Annotated in this window: 26 protein-coding genes; 19 read left to right on the top strand and 7 right to left on the bottom strand. The window is 66.3% G+C overall.

Annotated features, from left to right (window positions below; all coding sequences use genetic code 11):
• Nucleotides 1–42: 42 nt before the first annotated feature.
• Genes LRQ07_RS11110 through LRQ07_RS11095 form a run of 4 tightly spaced genes read right to left on the bottom strand, consistent with a single transcriptional unit; the run spans nucleotide 43 to nucleotide 2604 of the window.
• Nucleotides 43–1353: a tyrosine-type recombinase/integrase gene (locus tag LRQ07_RS11110; protein WP_256534627.1), complete on the bottom strand. Its 1311-nt coding sequence runs from the start codon at nucleotides 1351–1353 to the stop codon at nucleotides 43–45.
• 37 nt (nucleotides 1354–1390) lie between these two features.
• On the bottom strand, nucleotides 1391–1756 hold the full coding sequence (locus LRQ07_RS11105) for a hypothetical protein (protein WP_256534626.1): 366 nt from the start codon (nucleotides 1754–1756) through the stop codon (nucleotides 1391–1393).
• Between the two features lie 17 nt (nucleotides 1757–1773).
• Nucleotides 1774–2214, bottom strand: coding sequence for an ImmA/IrrE family metallo-endopeptidase (locus LRQ07_RS11100; protein WP_256534625.1), 441 nt, complete (start codon nucleotides 2212–2214; stop codon nucleotides 1774–1776).
• A gap of 9 nt (nucleotides 2215–2223) precedes the next feature.
• The gene (locus LRQ07_RS11095) at nucleotides 2224–2604 is read right to left on the bottom strand and encodes a hypothetical protein (RefSeq protein ID WP_256534624.1); all 381 of its coding nucleotides are present in this window, start codon (nucleotides 2602–2604) and stop codon (nucleotides 2224–2226) included.
• Nucleotides 2605–2690: 86 nt separating this feature from the next.
• Here LRQ07_RS11095 and LRQ07_RS11090 point away from each other — a divergent pair, with 86 nt between their 5' ends.
• Entirely contained in the window at nucleotides 2691–2957 is a 267-nt protein-coding gene (locus LRQ07_RS11090; RefSeq protein ID WP_256534623.1) for an AsnC family protein, read from the top strand.
• Nucleotides 2954–3208 (top strand): helix-turn-helix domain-containing protein, encoded by a 255-nt coding sequence (locus tag LRQ07_RS11085; RefSeq protein ID WP_256534622.1) that lies wholly within the window; start codon nucleotides 2954–2956, stop codon nucleotides 3206–3208. Before LRQ07_RS11090 ends, LRQ07_RS11085 begins: the two co-directional genes overlap by 4 nt.
• A 113-nt stretch (nucleotides 3209–3321) precedes the next feature.
• Here LRQ07_RS11085 and LRQ07_RS11080 read toward each other — a convergent pair whose 3' ends face one another.
• Complete coding sequence (locus LRQ07_RS11080; protein WP_256534621.1) at nucleotides 3322–3930, bottom strand: hypothetical protein; 609 nt, start codon at nucleotides 3928–3930, stop codon at nucleotides 3322–3324.
• Nucleotides 3931–3956: 26 nt separating this feature from the next.
• On the opposite strand from LRQ07_RS11080, the gene LRQ07_RS11075 reads away from it, so the two are divergent.
• The 5 genes from LRQ07_RS11075 to LRQ07_RS11055 all read left to right on the top strand — a co-directional run bounded on the left by LRQ07_RS11075 (nucleotide 3957) and on the right by LRQ07_RS11055 (nucleotide 7165).
• Nucleotides 3957–4742 carry a BRO family protein gene (locus tag LRQ07_RS11075; protein ID WP_256534619.1) on the top strand — a complete coding sequence of 262 codons (786 nt, stop codon included), beginning with the start codon at nucleotides 3957–3959 and terminating at the stop codon, nucleotides 4740–4742.
• A gap of 68 nt (nucleotides 4743–4810) precedes the next feature.
• Nucleotides 4811–5098, top strand: a complete 288-nt coding sequence (locus tag LRQ07_RS11070; protein ID WP_256534618.1) for a hypothetical protein — start codon at nucleotides 4811–4813, stop codon at nucleotides 5096–5098.
• On the top strand, nucleotides 5098–6075 hold the full coding sequence (locus LRQ07_RS11065) for a hypothetical protein (protein ID WP_256534617.1): 978 nt from the start codon (nucleotides 5098–5100) through the stop codon (nucleotides 6073–6075). Before LRQ07_RS11070 ends, LRQ07_RS11065 begins: the two co-directional genes overlap by 1 nt.
• A complete protein-coding gene (locus LRQ07_RS11060) occupies nucleotides 6072–6752 on the top strand; it encodes a hypothetical protein (protein ID WP_256534616.1) in 681 nt (226 codons plus the stop codon). The genes LRQ07_RS11065 and LRQ07_RS11060 overlap by 4 nt, the downstream gene beginning before the upstream one ends.
• Nucleotides 6749–7165 carry a hypothetical protein gene (locus tag LRQ07_RS11055; protein ID WP_256534615.1) on the top strand — a complete coding sequence of 139 codons (417 nt, stop codon included), beginning with the start codon at nucleotides 6749–6751 and terminating at the stop codon, nucleotides 7163–7165. The genes LRQ07_RS11060 and LRQ07_RS11055 overlap by 4 nt, the downstream gene beginning before the upstream one ends.
• A gap of 5 nt (nucleotides 7166–7170) precedes the next feature.
• On the opposite strand, the gene LRQ07_RS11050 is transcribed toward LRQ07_RS11055, so the two are convergent.
• Entirely contained in the window at nucleotides 7171–7521 is a 351-nt protein-coding gene (locus LRQ07_RS11050; protein ID WP_256534614.1) for a hypothetical protein, read from the bottom strand.
• A 26-nt stretch (nucleotides 7522–7547) separates the two neighbouring features.
• Here LRQ07_RS11050 and LRQ07_RS11045 point away from each other — a divergent pair, with 26 nt between their 5' ends.
• The 9 genes from LRQ07_RS11045 to LRQ07_RS11005 all read left to right on the top strand — a co-directional run bounded on the left by LRQ07_RS11045 (nucleotide 7548) and on the right by LRQ07_RS11005 (nucleotide 12098).
• Nucleotides 7548–7949: a hypothetical protein gene (locus LRQ07_RS11045; RefSeq protein WP_256534613.1), complete on the top strand. Its 402-nt coding sequence runs from the start codon at nucleotides 7548–7550 to the stop codon at nucleotides 7947–7949.
• Nucleotides 7949–8251 carry a hypothetical protein gene (locus LRQ07_RS11040; protein WP_256534612.1) on the top strand — a complete coding sequence of 101 codons (303 nt, stop codon included), beginning with the start codon at nucleotides 7949–7951 and terminating at the stop codon, nucleotides 8249–8251. The genes LRQ07_RS11045 and LRQ07_RS11040 overlap by 1 nt, the downstream gene beginning before the upstream one ends.
• Nucleotides 8248–8499 (top strand): hypothetical protein, encoded by a 252-nt coding sequence (locus LRQ07_RS11035; RefSeq protein ID WP_256534611.1) that lies wholly within the window; start codon nucleotides 8248–8250, stop codon nucleotides 8497–8499. Before LRQ07_RS11040 ends, LRQ07_RS11035 begins: the two co-directional genes overlap by 4 nt.
• The gene (locus tag LRQ07_RS11030) at nucleotides 8496–8798 is read left to right on the top strand and encodes a hypothetical protein (RefSeq protein WP_256534609.1); all 303 of its coding nucleotides are present in this window, start codon (nucleotides 8496–8498) and stop codon (nucleotides 8796–8798) included. The genes LRQ07_RS11035 and LRQ07_RS11030 overlap by 4 nt, the downstream gene beginning before the upstream one ends.
• Nucleotides 8799–9134: 336 nt before the next feature.
• Nucleotides 9135–9818 (top strand): hypothetical protein, encoded by a 684-nt coding sequence (locus tag LRQ07_RS11025; RefSeq protein ID WP_256534608.1) that lies wholly within the window; start codon nucleotides 9135–9137, stop codon nucleotides 9816–9818.
• Nucleotides 9805–9975: a hypothetical protein gene (locus LRQ07_RS11020; protein ID WP_256534607.1), complete on the top strand. Its 171-nt coding sequence runs from the start codon at nucleotides 9805–9807 to the stop codon at nucleotides 9973–9975. Before LRQ07_RS11025 ends, LRQ07_RS11020 begins: the two co-directional genes overlap by 14 nt.
• Nucleotides 9972–10214: a hypothetical protein gene (locus LRQ07_RS11015; RefSeq protein ID WP_256534606.1), complete on the top strand. Its 243-nt coding sequence runs from the start codon at nucleotides 9972–9974 to the stop codon at nucleotides 10212–10214. The genes LRQ07_RS11020 and LRQ07_RS11015 overlap by 4 nt, the downstream gene beginning before the upstream one ends.
• A gap of 187 nt (nucleotides 10215–10401) precedes the next feature.
• Nucleotides 10402–11019 (top strand): hypothetical protein, encoded by a 618-nt coding sequence (locus LRQ07_RS11010; protein WP_256534604.1) that lies wholly within the window; start codon nucleotides 10402–10404, stop codon nucleotides 11017–11019.
• A 188-nt stretch (nucleotides 11020–11207) separates the two neighbouring features.
• Nucleotides 11208–12098, top strand: a complete 891-nt coding sequence (locus LRQ07_RS11005; protein WP_256534602.1) for a hypothetical protein — start codon at nucleotides 11208–11210, stop codon at nucleotides 12096–12098.
• 95 nt (nucleotides 12099–12193) lie between these two features.
• Here the strand turns inward: LRQ07_RS11005 and LRQ07_RS11000 are convergent, their stop codons facing one another.
• Complete coding sequence (locus tag LRQ07_RS11000; protein ID WP_256534601.1) at nucleotides 12194–12586, bottom strand: hypothetical protein; 393 nt, start codon at nucleotides 12584–12586, stop codon at nucleotides 12194–12196.
• A gap of 51 nt (nucleotides 12587–12637) precedes the next feature.
• Here LRQ07_RS11000 and LRQ07_RS10995 point away from each other — a divergent pair, with 51 nt between their 5' ends.
• The 3 genes from LRQ07_RS10995 to LRQ07_RS18565 are packed head-to-tail and all read left to right on the top strand — an operon-like array spanning nucleotide 12638 to nucleotide 13353.
• Nucleotides 12638–12799, top strand: a complete 162-nt coding sequence (locus LRQ07_RS10995) for a hypothetical protein (protein WP_256534600.1) — start codon at nucleotides 12638–12640, stop codon at nucleotides 12797–12799.
• Nucleotides 12799–12990, top strand: coding sequence for a hypothetical protein (locus LRQ07_RS10990; RefSeq protein ID WP_256534599.1), 192 nt, complete (start codon nucleotides 12799–12801; stop codon nucleotides 12988–12990). The genes LRQ07_RS10995 and LRQ07_RS10990 overlap by 1 nt, the downstream gene beginning before the upstream one ends.
• Nucleotides 12991–12993: 3 nt before the next feature.
• On the top strand, nucleotides 12994–13353 hold the full coding sequence (locus LRQ07_RS18565; protein ID WP_413775521.1) for an HNH endonuclease: 360 nt from the start codon (nucleotides 12994–12996) through the stop codon (nucleotides 13351–13353).
• Nucleotides 13354–13391 lie beyond the last annotated feature (38 nt).

Raw genomic sequence — 13391 nt, 5'->3', positions numbered from 1 at the left:
CGCCGTCTCACATACGTCTCACATGGGAACGTCGAGAGGTCGTCAAGCGGCGAGGTGATGGGCCTTTTCGAGCGCCTCGGCGCGACGTTGCTCGACCATGGCGATGACCTCGGCGACGCGGTCCGGCCACAGGTGCGAGTACGTGTTAAGGGTCTCAGTAGCATCCTTGTGCCCGAGCATCTGCTGCACGAGCTTGACGTCGCCGCCGGCGGCGATCGCGTTCGTGGCGGCGACGTGGCGGAGGTCGTGCACCGACATGGTGACGGCAAGGCCAAGGGATGCGCGCACCTTCAGCCAGACCCGGTTGTACCAGTTGGTCCCGTCGACCGCGGCGCCGCGCACGGTCGTGAACAGGAAGTCCTCAGCGTCGCGGCCCGTGGTGAGCGCGACGAGTTCAGCCATCAGGAACGCGGGTATCGGCAGCCAGCGCTTCTCCCAGGTCTTCACCGGCCCGAGCTTGCGGCGGCCATCCCGGTCGGTCGTCCACGTGCGATGCACGCGCGCGCGATTCTTCGCCGGGTCGAGGTCTTTCACCTTGAGTGCTGTCGCCTCACCAATGCGCGGTCCGCTGTAGGCCAGCAGGCGAAGCAGCGCGCCGTCGCTGTCCCGCGCCGTCAGATCGCTCGCGCCATCCGCGAGATCCTCGATGTCGGGATACGACAGCCCGGGCAGGTCAGACTCGATGTCACCCTCGTCGCGGGGAAGCTCTACCTTGGCGAGCGGATTGCGACCGATCCACTGCTCGCCCACGGCATAGCGGAGGGCGCCGCCGAAAGTGGCGCCGACGACGTGGCGAAGGTAGGCGGGCTTCATCTTGACGGGAGTGCGCGCCTTCACCTTGATGTGTTGATTCTTGTCGAACACGTGCAGGGCTGTGCCCGCGCGTAGCTGGGCTACCCACTCGTCGATCTGTGGGCGGGTGATACTCCCGACGGATCGGGTGCCCCATTGCGGCAGGACGTAGTTGTCGAGTTCGCGTCGGTACCGGCGCCACGTGGAATCCTTGATCCGATTCTTCGACGCGAGCCAAGCCTCGGCTGCCGCTGAGAACGTGCGATCGCGCGCGGACGGGTCGACGTAGCGATCAGAGCGGATGTCGTCCTCGAGGGCGGCGATGAACGCCTCGGCGTCGGAGCGCCGGGCGAACAGACGCTGCTTCTGAACGCCGTCCGGGTCGTACCAGCCGGCGACCCACCTCGAGCCTTTGCCAAACTTCGCAGTACGGAAGTGGTCGGGCAGGGTCTTCAAGGACTTGATCTGCGCGGCGCTCGGGCTGATTCGTGTCGTCGTGCCGTCCGGCATCGTGACCGTCGCGTCCTTGATCCACCTGTCGGTGATCCACGCTTTCGCCATCAGAGCACCTCGAGCCGGGGCGTAGTTCGCGCGGCACTCATGCGCAGAGAGTGGACTTGGCGATCGCGAGCGCCTGCGCGGTTGTGGGGTTGTTGGGGTCAGCGTTCAGCGTCAACCAGTCGCCGGTCCGGTCTGCCTCGCAGAGCCGATTGCCGACGGCGAGGATGTCGGCGTCGTCGCCGCTCGCCATGTCGGGGAACGCGGCTCTCATCTTCGCGACGAAGTCGGCTTGCGGGTCGCTCGACGGAGCGGGTAGCGCGACGGTGGCTTCCGGGGTCGGCGTGGGCGACGTCGTGCTGACCGTCGTCGGCTCGATCGAGGCTTCCGGCGCGGCGGTCGCCGAGCACCCGGCAAGGGCAACAGCGGCCGCGAGCGGCAGGCCGGCGATCAGCGTGCGATTCATTCGTGGCGTTCCTTCGGCTAGGCAACTTCGATGCGGTGGGCGAACTGACCAGCGCCCATACGGGGATCTACGTAGGTCGCGGCGCCGAGACGATGCATCAGTCGCTGGTATGCCTCGACCAATTCGACCGTCACGCCAAGCTCAAACGCGAGGGCCGTGGCGTGCACACCGCGACGCTGTTCGGCGTCGGCGTACGCGCGCGGGGTGATCAAGTACTTGGCCGCCCACTCGTCGGCGCGACGTTCTTGACGCGCACGCTGGGGTCCGTAGGGAGTGGGAACGTCGCCGAAAATGGCGTGCGCGATCTCGTGCGCGAGCACGCTCCGCATCGCCCGGGTCGACTGGCCCGGATTGAGGCGGATGGTTTTGGACCCTTCGTGAAAGCCTCCTCGCTTCGATCCGCGGCGTTCGATGACGCGGAGTCCAAGCTCGTCGGCTAGTTCGAGGAGTTCGTGCATATCTGGTTCCTACTCGTCGTACAGGTCGTCGGTGTCGTCTTCGTGGGCGACGTCGGAATCGAAGGCCACTTCGTCCAGATCCTCGCGTGTACCTCCGACACCAAAGCGACCGGTGATCACCTTGCCGGATGCCACAGCCTCAGCGCGGCTGATGAGTTCGACCTCGGTGAGATTCAGCGCGCCTGCGATCGCGGCGAGATCCCAGATGTTCAGCAGTACGCGGCGTCCCGTCTTCACGTTGCCGCCGTCCAGGCGGTCGGACATGTACTGCGAGGACTTCCCGATCAAGCGCCCGAGCGCACGCGACGAGAGGGATTGCCTACCCATCTCCGCCTTGATTTCGGACACCAGGGCATCGGCAAATCGCTCAGCTAGTTCGACTTCTGACATGCCCGTTATTCTGCCGCCTGCATGAATTTTGCACAAGTTGCCTGGCAAAGTTGACAGTGCATGGTTTTCCATGCGAACTTAACTGCATGGAAAACCAAGCAGTCGACCAGCGGGCCACCGAGTTTGTTCACCGCCTCGCCGATGAGGTTCGCGTGGAGCTGGTCCGTCAGCGTCGATCCGCCCGCGATCTCGCAGCGGCACTCGGTGTCTCGGAGCATACGGTGGGCCGCCGACTCAACGGCTCGAAGCCGTTCAATGCCTTCGAGCTGGTGCTGGTCTCGTCGTTCCTCGGTCTCAGCAACACCGCCCTGACCGAGCGCGCATCAGGAGAACTCGCGGCGGTGGCTTCGTGAGCGTCATTGATTTCCCCTCAGAGGTAGATCGCGCCGAGGACGAGGCCATGGGCTTCGACGAGATGCCCATGGTGATGTCGCCCAAGACCCTCGCCGAGATCCTTGAGGTCAGCGTCAAGACGCTCGAGCGGATGCGCGATGCGAAGACCGGGCCTCACTGGCACAAGTTGCCGGGTTCCAGCCTCATTCGCTACGCCCGCCCTGATGTGATCGCGTGGTTCGCCGCGTGCCGTGTCGAGGTGACGTCATGAACTCCGAGACCTGGGATCTCGGTACGCCCGCTGGGGTATCGGGCGCGGCCAGCCGGGGCACCGTGGGGACGGATGCCCTGGCTGGAGTCGACCGTGTCGCGTTCGAGCTGCAGTTAGCTGACGTAGAGCTTGACCGTCTGCTGTCCGGGATTCCCGAACTCGCTGATCCAGCGGACGTCGAAGGTCATGGTTCCTCCGAAGGGAAGGCCGACGCCGATGATGCCTCTGTATCTGGGGTCAACCCGAATCGCCTCTTCCTCACGCGCGTGCTGCGTCCGCTGCTCCGGGATCTCCGGAAACGAGATCGCGACATGGTCGCCGCGAGATATGCGGTCTGCGCCCCGTACCAGCTCCTCGACCTTTCCTCGTTTGAAGAGGATGGTCGTATCGAGCGCGTCGTCGCGGCCTCGATTGGTGACCTGGGCGATCGAGGCTTCCTTATCCCACTTCGCCTCCCACTCGACGTGCGATGGGTCGGACTGCTTGAGGGATTGAGCGTGAGCGATCGAGTTCGCTTCCTCACTGAGCTTGTTCGCGTTCTGGGCAATCTGGTTCGATTCGCGAGCCTCCCGCAGGGCATCAGCCGCGAGCTGATTCGCGCCCTCCGCGATCTTGTTGGCCTTCTTCGCTCGGCCGTTCGACACGCCAGCGAGCACCCATCCGACGAGGCCGACGGCACTTGCTCCGCCGACACCGATCCACGCAGCAGTGATCTCATCCACGCAAACAGCGTAGGGGAGGGCAAGTGATGAGCGCGCTCGAGGTGTTCCGGTTCGACGGCGCCGAGCTGCGCACAGTCATGATCGACGGCGACCCGTGGTTCGTGGCTCGCGACGTCGCGGCTGTGCTCAACTACGCGGACCCGACCTCCGCGATCCGCGCGCACTGCAAGGGGGTGCCGACTCACCACCCCCTTCTGACGACCGGCGGCGCGCAGACGGTTCGCGTGATCAGCGAGCCGGATGTGCTGCGGATGATCGTCGCCTGCCGGCTTCCGGAAGCCGAACGATTCGAACGGTGGGTGTTCGAGGAAGTGCTGCCGACAATCCGGCACACCGGTTCGTACGTCGCGCCGATGTCAGAGGACGAGATCGTGCAGCAGGCGCTCGCGATCACCGCGCGCCGGGTGCAGCAACTCGAGACGCGCGTCGCCGAACTCGAACCGGTCGCCGCGCACGCCGAGACGTTCCGGCAGGCGGATGGTCTCCGCACGATCGGCGACATCGCGAACGACTTCAAGGCGCACTGCGCCGCGAACTTCCCCGACGTGAAGGTCAAGCACCAGGACGTGTTCGATCACGCCGGCCGCCTCGCCATCATCATCCGCACCGCATCGGTCCGTCACAACCAGCCGACCGCGCAGGCGATCGAGGCCGGATGGGCGCGCGCGCACCGGACGACGTTCGGGACGAACACCCGCGGACAGCAGACCGCCGTGTCGACGCGGCTCACCCCGCGCGGTGAAGCGCGGCTGTGGGACGGCCTGGCCGCCTGGCTCGGCGCTTACGGCACCCTCACGATCCCGAAGAACTGACCCCCGCACATACGAAAGCGGGGCGCCCGTTGCACCGGACGCCCCACCAGAAAAGAAAGGCACCGCAGATGCCTACTGCACAGGATATCGACGACACCGCGCCCGTGGTGATCGGATTCGAACCCATCCCGGCCACGGCGCATGTCGGCGTCGTCCCCGACGACACCCGTCTCGTCCCCGAGCGCCGCGGCATCTGGCCGCTGGCACCGTGGCGGTGGGTGCTGCTCCTCACGGGGATCGGCCTCGCTGCCACGTGCGGGATCCCGGCCGCTGCGCCGGTGTGGAACGGCGCCGACCTCGCCGTATTGATCAGCCTGGCGATCTTCGTCGCCGCTTTCACACCCGGGAGGGACTGATGACAACGCTCGACCTCACCCCCAACACGCTGCGCGTCGTCGCGACCGACTCGCTCGGCTCCGAAGAAGGTCTCGCGGCACGCGCCGCCGGCGCCACGGCATCCGAGCTTCACGCGATCACGCAGGGCGGCCGCGGCACCCACTCGCGCATCTTGCAGGACAAGCTCAACGGCGCAAAGTTCCGGGGAAACGAACACACGCGACGCGGCCACGAGCGCGAGGACTTCCTCGTCAGCTGGGCAGGCGTGACCGTCGAACCCTGCAACGCGAACATCGCACTCATCGGGCACCACGAGCTGTCCTGGCTGCTCGCCACCCCGGACGGTCTGGGCGACGATTTCGGCGTCGAGGTCAAGTCGCACGACTTCGGGTGGGATTGCGACGACGTCCCAGCCGACCACTACGACCAGATGCAAGGCGGCATGGCCGTCACCGGCTTCGGGCGCTGGCTGTACGTCTGGGAGGTCATGGGGGAGGACGGCACGCCCACCCTCGCCGCGCCCCAGTTCCGCTGGGTCGAGCGTGACGAGAAGCGCATCGCGAAGCTCATTCGCGAGGGTCAGAAGTTCATGGACTGGCGCGCGGCCGGGGCGCCCATCGCTGATGACGACCTGCCCCCGGAAGTGGACGACGCCCTGGCGATCGTAGTGGCGTCCAAAGCAGTGATCGCGCCGCACAAGAAGGCGCTCGAGGCCGCCCAAGAGGTGGTGCGCGCGCACGCGGCGAAGGCGGCCGCCGGATCAGAAGACGGGGACGGCGCCAAGGGTGCCGGCACCCGCGGCCATTTCACCTACTCGGTCACGCCCGGGAACGAACTCGATGAGGTCGCATGGGCCGACTCCGAACCCGAGTCCTACGCCGAGTACCTCGATCTCCGGACCCGCCTCGCTGCCGCAGAAAAGGCCGCAGCTGCCCTCTACTTCAAGCCCAAGTCGTCGACGCGTCTCAACATCTATCCCTCGAAGGATGCCGCATGAACACCCCCACCATCGACGACGTCGCCCAGACCCTCGCCGAATACGAGCGCCTCGCCATCGGCACCGGCGTCACCGTCCAGATTCTCCCGACGCTGTTCTCCGCGGACTTCGAGACGTGGCGGCCGGTGTGGGATGGCGACACCCCGCCCGCCTACGCGCATGCTCGTGTGCTTCGCGACGGCGTCCTGACCGAGAGGTACGTCGTGTGGGCCGAGTCGCTGCCGGCCGAGGACTCGTGGCGCGCGCTCTGGCTCGCAAAGCCGACGAAGCTATTCGGCGCCTACGCCGACCGCTCGGTGCTCCGTCGCGCCTTCCGCGACGCCATCGGCGACCGCCGCGAACCTGATGAGCAGAACGCGCAGCCTCCCGCCTCGGATGCCCGCGACTGGGATGCCGAGATCCTCGCCACGAATACACCGGATGCCGTCAATGCACTGCACGCCCAGATGAAGCGTGCCCGCGCCGTGACGGTCGCCCGCGAGGTTGCGCTCCAAGAGCATCTGCTGGAGGTCGCAACCCTCGCTTGGGAACCGGAGTCCGTCGAGCAGAACGTTGCCGGCTCGGGCGTGCGTCGGGCGCCGCAGACGCCGGCGCCCGCCGCGCCCCGTGACCATCTTCCGCCCGCGAACCGCGCCGCACGCCGCGCGAACGCCCGCAAGAAGGGCCGCAAGGGATGAGCGCCCCCGAGACTGCTGACGCTCGCTTCCGCGAGCAGCGTGACCGCGCCGAGGCGCTGGTGACTCAGTCGGCGCAGGATCCGCTGATGATCGCCCGCGTGCTGCATCACCTGTCGATGCTGTCCCGCGAGATGAACGAGACGATCGCCGATCTCGCCGAACGCGCCGCCGATCTGGCGGTCGACGCCGACGCGAACCGCGCGAAGCTCATCGACGACCTGCAGGAGAAAGGCGTCTCACTTCCTCGAGCGCGCGATCGCGCCACGTACGAGACCCGCGAGGACCGTCGCGCCGCCGAGCGGGCGCACGTCGTCGTCGACTACGCGAAGCGCACGCAGGCGTCGGTCAACCGCCGTCACTTCGAACTGATGAACGTCGGCAAGACCGTCGACAGCGAGACGAGGACCCGATGAGCGCTCTACAGATCCGAGATCGGCAGGGTCATCTGAACCGCGGTGTTGTTCACGATGTAGTCCACGACCACATGGCTCGCGGCGCCGCGAACGAGCACCGCGAGCACTCCGAGACCGCCCTTGTACTCCTGCAGGGCGCCGGACGCAGTGACCGTCAGGTCGGTGGGGCTGATGCTCTCCGGCTTCAAGATCACGAGTGCAGAGTCGCCGTTCCAGTAGGCCGCCAGACGCCGCGCCTGCCACTGATCCCGTCGCGAGGCATGCTCCGCGCGGATCTGTTCGATTCGCTTCTCGACTTCGCCCACGGCGGCGCTGATCACAGGCTCAAAGGGTTGCATTCCATCGTTGCTCGTCATGGCCGCACTCTATCGGGGGCAACACGATGAGCGCGCCGACCGATACGACCCGCCGCGGCGTCTACCTCCGCGATGGCTACCGCTGCGCCGCGTGCCCGACCGTCATCGGGCTGACGTTCCAACACCGGCGCGCCGTCGGGATGGGCGGAACCAAGAACATCCCGGCCCCCGTGGACGGCCTCACTCTCTGCAGTACCTGCAACGAAGAGTGCGAGCGGGCGATGCAGGCGCGCGCGCTCGCGAACGGCTGGAAGGTGCGCAAGTGGGTCAGCAAGCCGGAGCGGGTGCCCATCTTCTTCGCGAACGAACTCGCCTGGTACCGATTCGAGGGAATGACCAGGGTCCGGATCTCACACGCCGTGGCGATGGAGATGGGCTGCTCCGTCTACGGCGAAGAGTGGATGCGCTGGCAGAAAGAGGCTACGTAATGAGCCTCATCAGCGATGGATTTGCCGCATGGCGCGAGTGCCGCGCGGAGTACGACGACACCCTCTACGCGCAGTACGAAGCTGCGGAGGAGGCGACGAACGGGGCGATGCTCAACGCTCGCGGTCGGGAGAAAAAGATCGACCCGTTCACCCTGTTCATGGGGAACGAGACTCGGGCGCGCGCGTACGCCTCCGAGGAGCTGATCGAGCACTGGGAATCGCACCCGCGGGTCACGTTCGCGAAGTTCGAGAAGCGGTGGGCGGCGCAGCGTGAGGCCGAACTCATCGAGGACGCAGCGTGAGCGTCGCACTCGAGACCCTGATCGCCCGGTCGCTGCCCGCGGTCGAGGAGAAGGAGTGCACGCCGAATCGCGAGGTCACTCTCGAGCAGCTTCGCATCGTCGACATGATCCACGAGGGCAAGCCGCAGTGCCGGCTCTGCGGCCAGACCGTGAACAGGCTTGACCAGTTCAGACTCTGCTCGAAGGTCTCCGATGCACACAAGGAGCGGCGCGGCGATCCCGTGCCGCGAAGGAAGGCAGCGCGATGAACGTGAAGCGCGAGATCGAGGCGGCGAACCGCCGCATCCAGGAGCAGATCAACGCCAGCGCCCGGGAGGCACTGATCCGCATCGGCGTCGACGTCGACGCGATGGAGCGTGAGGAACTCGAGGCCCGGCTCGAAGCCGGGCGCGAAGTGTTCGCCGCCGCGGGGCGGGCGTGGGGCAAGCTGCTGTCGGCCGCCGCGCACTTGGCCGATGCGTTCACCACGGCTTTCGCCGACGCGATCGGCGGCGTGCCAGATGAGGCGCCAATCGTCCACGAGAAAATCGAAGGTGGTGCCTCGTGAGCGCAATGCCGACCTATGCGATGACGTACATCGTCTACTGGCCGCACGCCGGCGTGCTCAAGGTGGGCCGGGCGTGGAAGTGGCACCGGGTGGAAATGATGATCCGCTCCGGTGCGCAGGTGATCGTGTGCGCGCGCGGCACGGACGCGACGTGGGAGGCCGAGGCGCTGCGTGTGCTCCGCCGCTGGTTTCCGCAGGCGTTCCGCCGCGAGACCGAGGCGCTCGGGCTGCTCCCCATGGGACGCGGCTGGACCGAATGCTTCACCGTCGACCAGCACGATCTGCAGTTCGCCCTCGACAGGTGCATCGAGGGATTCGCGAGAGGGAACGACCAAGGTGTCAACGAAGCAACGATTCATCAGCCCGAGCGACCTGCAATCGCTGGAATACCTGAAGGTGCCGGACGAGGCGAAGCCGACCGCGATGGGTCTGTGGCTCCACACGGACGTGATGGGGCGCCGGGAGCTGATCCCAGAGCTGATCGCGGGCGACCTGTACCCGGGGCGGGCGGCGACAGCGATGGTCGAGGAGCACCTGCTGATGCTGGACGACGTCGGGTTCCTGACGATCTTCCCGGCGCAGGGGACGCACTGGATCGCCCTCGCCCGGCCGCTGAGAGTCGACGCGCGCGGCGCCCGGGTCGATACACCGGAGCCGCCTTCGGAACGTCCATGGACGTCCGTGGCTGTGGGGGGAGCGGGCGTGCGCGAGCGGGCACGGGAGCGCGCGAGGGCGCAGGTGCGCGCGGAGGACGCGGCGCGGGCGGACGCATGGGCCGGGGTGGCGGGGGAGCGCGAGGCGGTGCCCGCACCGCCGGTACGCCCGCTGGTGCTGGATGCCCCGCCAATCGGCTGTTCGGACCACCCGAACGGAATCCAGCATGTGTCCTGTGGTCCCTGCCGGACAGCCCGCCTGCAACGCGACGAATGGCTCGCACGCCGGATCTACGAGCAGAAACTCGCGACCTATCACGAGCAGCTCGAGCAACAGGGAGAGGGGTGGGGCGGTGAACCGTTCTGACGCACTCGCCGACTTCGTCGAGATGACCGTGACGAGGTTCGCGAAGGACCAGCGCTTCCGATTCCGTCTGATGGCCGAGGCCGATGAGACACCACGAGAAGCCGCACACCGGGTCCGCCTGGATGCGACGAGCAAAGCACTGAGGAGAATCGCATGAGCACCGCGACAGCACCACGCCCCGGATGCACGCACTGCGGCGGGTCGGGGATGATCCGGGTGTCGAAGGATCCCGACGAGATCGACGACTGCGTGTGCACAGACCCCGTCGACCCGGTTCACGCCGCCAAGTTCGCCGAGGAGGCCAGCGGGATCGAACTCCTACCCTGGCAACTGCACGTCATGGAGCGCGCGCTCGCCGGCGATCAGATCGTCGTGGGGACGGGGCGACATGTCTGAGCGATTCTGCGTCCGCGGGTGCATCCGCCGCGGTGAGCACTACGCCGCCTGCAAGTTCAGCGGACCGGAGTACCAGGGCGCGTTCCCGTGTCGAGGGTGCGCTCCGCGTGAGGCACGCCCCGGCGCGCTGATCTGCGACGGGTGCTTCGGTCGTCTGCGGTGGCTGGTCCGGGACTCGGATGACCTGATGGGCCGTCTGTCATCGCTCGCGGACCCGATGAAGGCCACCCCGACCGACAAGGCGCCGGGCGGCCGCTCATCAGCCGTTGCGCCGCCGGCACCTGTCGACGCGGACCTCCTCGACGCGATCATCGATGTGTCCCGCACTCTGACGGCGTGGGATCGGTTCGTGGCGCCTGTGTCGATGGAGCAGGCGCTCGAGGGGCTGGTGAACGACCTCGAGCACGTAGAGCGGCTCGGCACAGGGTATCTCGATCGGAATGACCCGGTCGACGGGATCCGGCCGTTCTGGTCCGTCGCGGATGCGATGGCGAAGTGGGGCGCCGAGCGTCGAACGAGGAATGAAACAGAGTGGGTCGATGACGTCACCTCCGAGGACATTCGGGCAGTCCCGGAGTGGGGTGATCCACTACTCAACCGAGCGGACGCTGAGAAGCTCATTCCCGCACGCACGTTGCGCCGTTGGGTGCAGAAGGACCTGGTGGCGCCGGTAGGAACGATCTACGTCGCCGGCGTGCGAACGGTGCTTTACCGTCGGTCGGATCTTCTCCGGTGCCAAGACGAGATGAAAAAACACGTTGGGCGGCCGCGTTCAAACCGACCGAGCGAGGGCGAACGCCAGTGAATAGTCGGGGCGCGCTAGAGACGATCCATGAGGCGCCGTTGACGGCATCCGGTCTTACCCCATGCTGCGGGCGGCGGCCTACCGATCTCCCTGCTCGGGATCGCTTCAGTAGGACTGGCGGCGCAAGTTGCGGTGCGGGCAGTGATAGCGGCCGCGACGACCGGCCGTGTTCCGCTAGCGTGTCCGACATGACGACCGACACGACGAAGCCAACCTGCTTTATCGCAATGCCGATCACCGTGCATGAGGCAGAGGCGAAACAGTACGGCGACGATCGCCACTGGGAGCACGTCATGCGCCATCTATTCATGCCAGCGATCGAGAAGGCAGGATACGTGCCGATCCTTCCGAACGCGGCCGGTACATCAATGATTCATGGGCGGATTGTCAAACATCTGAGCGAAGCTAGCCTCGTGCTCTGCGATCTGAGCCAGCACAATCCGAACGTCTTATTCGAGCTTGGGGTGCGGACATCCCTGAACAAACCTGTGGCCCTCGTGAAGGACGAGTACCTGAAGCTACCGTTCGACATCCAGGGTCTCAACACGCATCCGTACGCGTCGCATCTCGCGCCTTGGAGCCTGGATGAGGAGATCGACGCATTGGCGAAACACATCATCGACTCCGTCACGGAGAGTCATGGCGCGAATCCACTATGGGCGCACTTCGGCGTCGCTATCTCAGCGGCACACCCACCGGTTTCGGACGACCCTGTCGATGCGAAGATGCAGATCATCCTCGAGCGTATGGACGGTATCGAGAACTATGTTCGCGGCCAGGGCGTGATGCTCGCGACTCAGACCGTTCCATTCCAGCAATACGACGAAGTCACCATGGCGCTGCTCCGGCTCGAGGGCGTTCAGCGGTTAGGTACCACGGGTGACAGTGACCTGCTCACGGTGGACACCGCCGAGGTTGTCAGCCCTGAAGCGCAGCTCGAGCGGGCCAACCGGATGGCAAGTTCTGTCGCGGCGCTCGGCTACCCGGTATCAATCGAAGGGTACGACTCGACCCAGGTTCGGCTCGCCATCGCATGGGGGCGTCGTGAACAGGGTTGGAGGGCACGCTATCCGTCGTGACGATTGATCTGGAACGTGGCCGCCGCAGCTGTTAAGCTGTGCTTGCACCTGAACTGTGAGAGAAGCCTCGCCCGATCCGCGGGGCTTTCGTCGTCTCACGACTGCGACGCGTCCAGGGCCAGCAGGATCACGCCGGCGACCGAACCGATCAGCAGTACCCATTGCCGTCGCAGCTCAGTCAGCGGCACGGCCGCCGGCGCCGCGAGAGTGTTCATGTGTCCCATCGTGCCCAGTACCGGGTCGACGCCATTCGCCTTCAGAAGCATCGCCCGACGATCGTTCAGCTCGTTGATCAATCGGTCAGCGCCGAGCCGGCGGTCGTGCTTCATCAGCAGCTCACCGAGCGCCGCCCGCTGTGGCTTGTACCAGGCGTCGACGCGCTGATAAACGCGCACGACATGGCGTTGCCGCTCGAGGTCGATGAGGAACGAAACGCCGGCGTAGAGCGACGCGACGATCGGCACGATGGCCGCGAAGAATGCGAGCATGCGCCCAACGTATCGGGCTGACCAGCCCACAGTGACGAAGGAGACGAACCGATGCTGTCGAAAGCTGTGAACCCTGAGATCGTCCGAACCGCGTCGATGCCGGCGCCCGAGACCCCCGCAAGCGTCGAGGCGTTGAAGGCGTTTGAGAACCGCCCGCCCGTCGAGGCGGCGGTGTCCGCGTCCGACCGCGCGCTGCGCCCGGGTCTGGGTTGATGCTCGCCTGGATCGTCGCGGCAGCGTGCATGTGGCGCGGCTTGACCAGCGACGAGGCTGATGCGGTCGCCCAGGAACTGACGGACCGCCTCGACATCCTCACGCTGATGCCGACAGACCTGACAGCCGGCGAAGCGCGCGACGTCCTTGACGCCGCGATCGCCACCGTGCTCGAACGCACTCGAGCGTGAGTCATGGCATCCCGTGCGGACGGTCCCGATAAGGAGCCGTCGGCTACTGAGCGTGCCCGGCTGCTCGCGATCGTGTGCCCGCCAGGTTCTGTCTGTCATCTGTGCGGCGGGGCCAAGGGACCGATCCGGTTTGACCTTCGACGTTGGCACCCCCTGGGGCCATCAATGGATCACGTGATCCCCCGGTCCCGGGGTGGCACGTGGGATCTGTGGAACCTCAGGCCTGCGCACTACGGGTGCAACAGTGGCCGGCGTGACCGGGACATCCCAGCTCGTCCTGGCATTCGCTCACGTAGGTGGGGGACCAGGGTCGGGGGTAGGGGGTACCCACCCCGGCCGGGCATAGGGGCCAACACACACTGATGATCAGTGCTCACATCAACGTTGAACGCGAACACCGC

The sequence above is a fragment of the Microbacterium sp. J1-1 genome (assembly GCF_024498615.1).
Taxonomy (GTDB): domain Bacteria; phylum Actinomycetota; class Actinomycetes; order Actinomycetales; family Microbacteriaceae; genus Microbacterium; species Microbacterium aurugineum.
This window is presented reverse-complemented; position numbering and strand designations above follow the sequence as displayed.

Excerpts from the sequence above, each read along its gene's own strand:
- LRQ07_RS11010 (WP_256534604.1), top strand. The coding sequence starts at position 10,402 with ATGGGCCGTCTGTCATCGCTCGCGGACCCGATGAAGGCCACCCCGACC.
- LRQ07_RS10995 (WP_256534600.1), top strand. The coding sequence starts at position 12,638 with ATGCTGTCGAAAGCTGTGAACCCTGAGATCGTCCGAACCGCGTCGATG.
- LRQ07_RS11045 (WP_256534613.1), top strand. The coding sequence starts at position 7,548 with ATGAGCGCGCCGACCGATACGACCCGCCGCGGCGTCTACCTCCGCGAT.
- LRQ07_RS11075 (WP_256534619.1), top strand. The coding sequence starts at position 3,957 with ATGAGCGCGCTCGAGGTGTTCCGGTTCGACGGCGCCGAGCTGCGCACA.
- LRQ07_RS11055 (WP_256534615.1), top strand. The coding sequence starts at position 6,749 with ATGAGCGCCCCCGAGACTGCTGACGCTCGCTTCCGCGAGCAGCGTGAC.
- LRQ07_RS11050 (WP_256534614.1), bottom strand. The coding sequence starts at position 7,521 with ATGACGAGCAACGATGGAATGCAACCCTTTGAGCCTGTGATCAGCGCC.
- LRQ07_RS11040 (WP_256534612.1), top strand. The coding sequence starts at position 7,949 with ATGAGCCTCATCAGCGATGGATTTGCCGCATGGCGCGAGTGCCGCGCG.
- LRQ07_RS11060 (WP_256534616.1), top strand. The coding sequence starts at position 6,072 with ATGAACACCCCCACCATCGACGACGTCGCCCAGACCCTCGCCGAATAC.
- LRQ07_RS11090 (WP_256534623.1), top strand. The coding sequence starts at position 2,691 with ATGGAAAACCAAGCAGTCGACCAGCGGGCCACCGAGTTTGTTCACCGC.
- LRQ07_RS11110 (WP_256534627.1), bottom strand. The coding sequence starts at position 1,353 with ATGGCGAAAGCGTGGATCACCGACAGGTGGATCAAGGACGCGACGGTC.
- LRQ07_RS11095 (WP_256534624.1), bottom strand. The coding sequence starts at position 2,604 with ATGTCAGAAGTCGAACTAGCTGAGCGATTTGCCGATGCCCTGGTGTCC.
- LRQ07_RS11015 (WP_256534606.1), top strand. The coding sequence starts at position 9,972 with ATGAGCACCGCGACAGCACCACGCCCCGGATGCACGCACTGCGGCGGG.
- LRQ07_RS11030 (WP_256534609.1), top strand. The coding sequence starts at position 8,496 with ATGAACGTGAAGCGCGAGATCGAGGCGGCGAACCGCCGCATCCAGGAG.
- LRQ07_RS11005 (WP_256534602.1), top strand. The coding sequence starts at position 11,208 with ATGACGACCGACACGACGAAGCCAACCTGCTTTATCGCAATGCCGATC.
- LRQ07_RS11105 (WP_256534626.1), bottom strand. The coding sequence starts at position 1,756 with ATGAATCGCACGCTGATCGCCGGCCTGCCGCTCGCGGCCGCTGTTGCC.
- LRQ07_RS11070 (WP_256534618.1), top strand. The coding sequence starts at position 4,811 with ATGCCTACTGCACAGGATATCGACGACACCGCGCCCGTGGTGATCGGA.
- LRQ07_RS10990 (WP_256534599.1), top strand. The coding sequence starts at position 12,799 with ATGCTCGCCTGGATCGTCGCGGCAGCGTGCATGTGGCGCGGCTTGACC.
- LRQ07_RS11065 (WP_256534617.1), top strand. The coding sequence starts at position 5,098 with ATGACAACGCTCGACCTCACCCCCAACACGCTGCGCGTCGTCGCGACC.
- LRQ07_RS18565 (WP_413775521.1), top strand. The coding sequence starts at position 12,994 with ATGGCATCCCGTGCGGACGGTCCCGATAAGGAGCCGTCGGCTACTGAG.
- LRQ07_RS11100 (WP_256534625.1), bottom strand. The coding sequence starts at position 2,214 with ATGCACGAACTCCTCGAACTAGCCGACGAGCTTGGACTCCGCGTCATC.
- LRQ07_RS11000 (WP_256534601.1), bottom strand. The coding sequence starts at position 12,586 with ATGCTCGCATTCTTCGCGGCCATCGTGCCGATCGTCGCGTCGCTCTAC.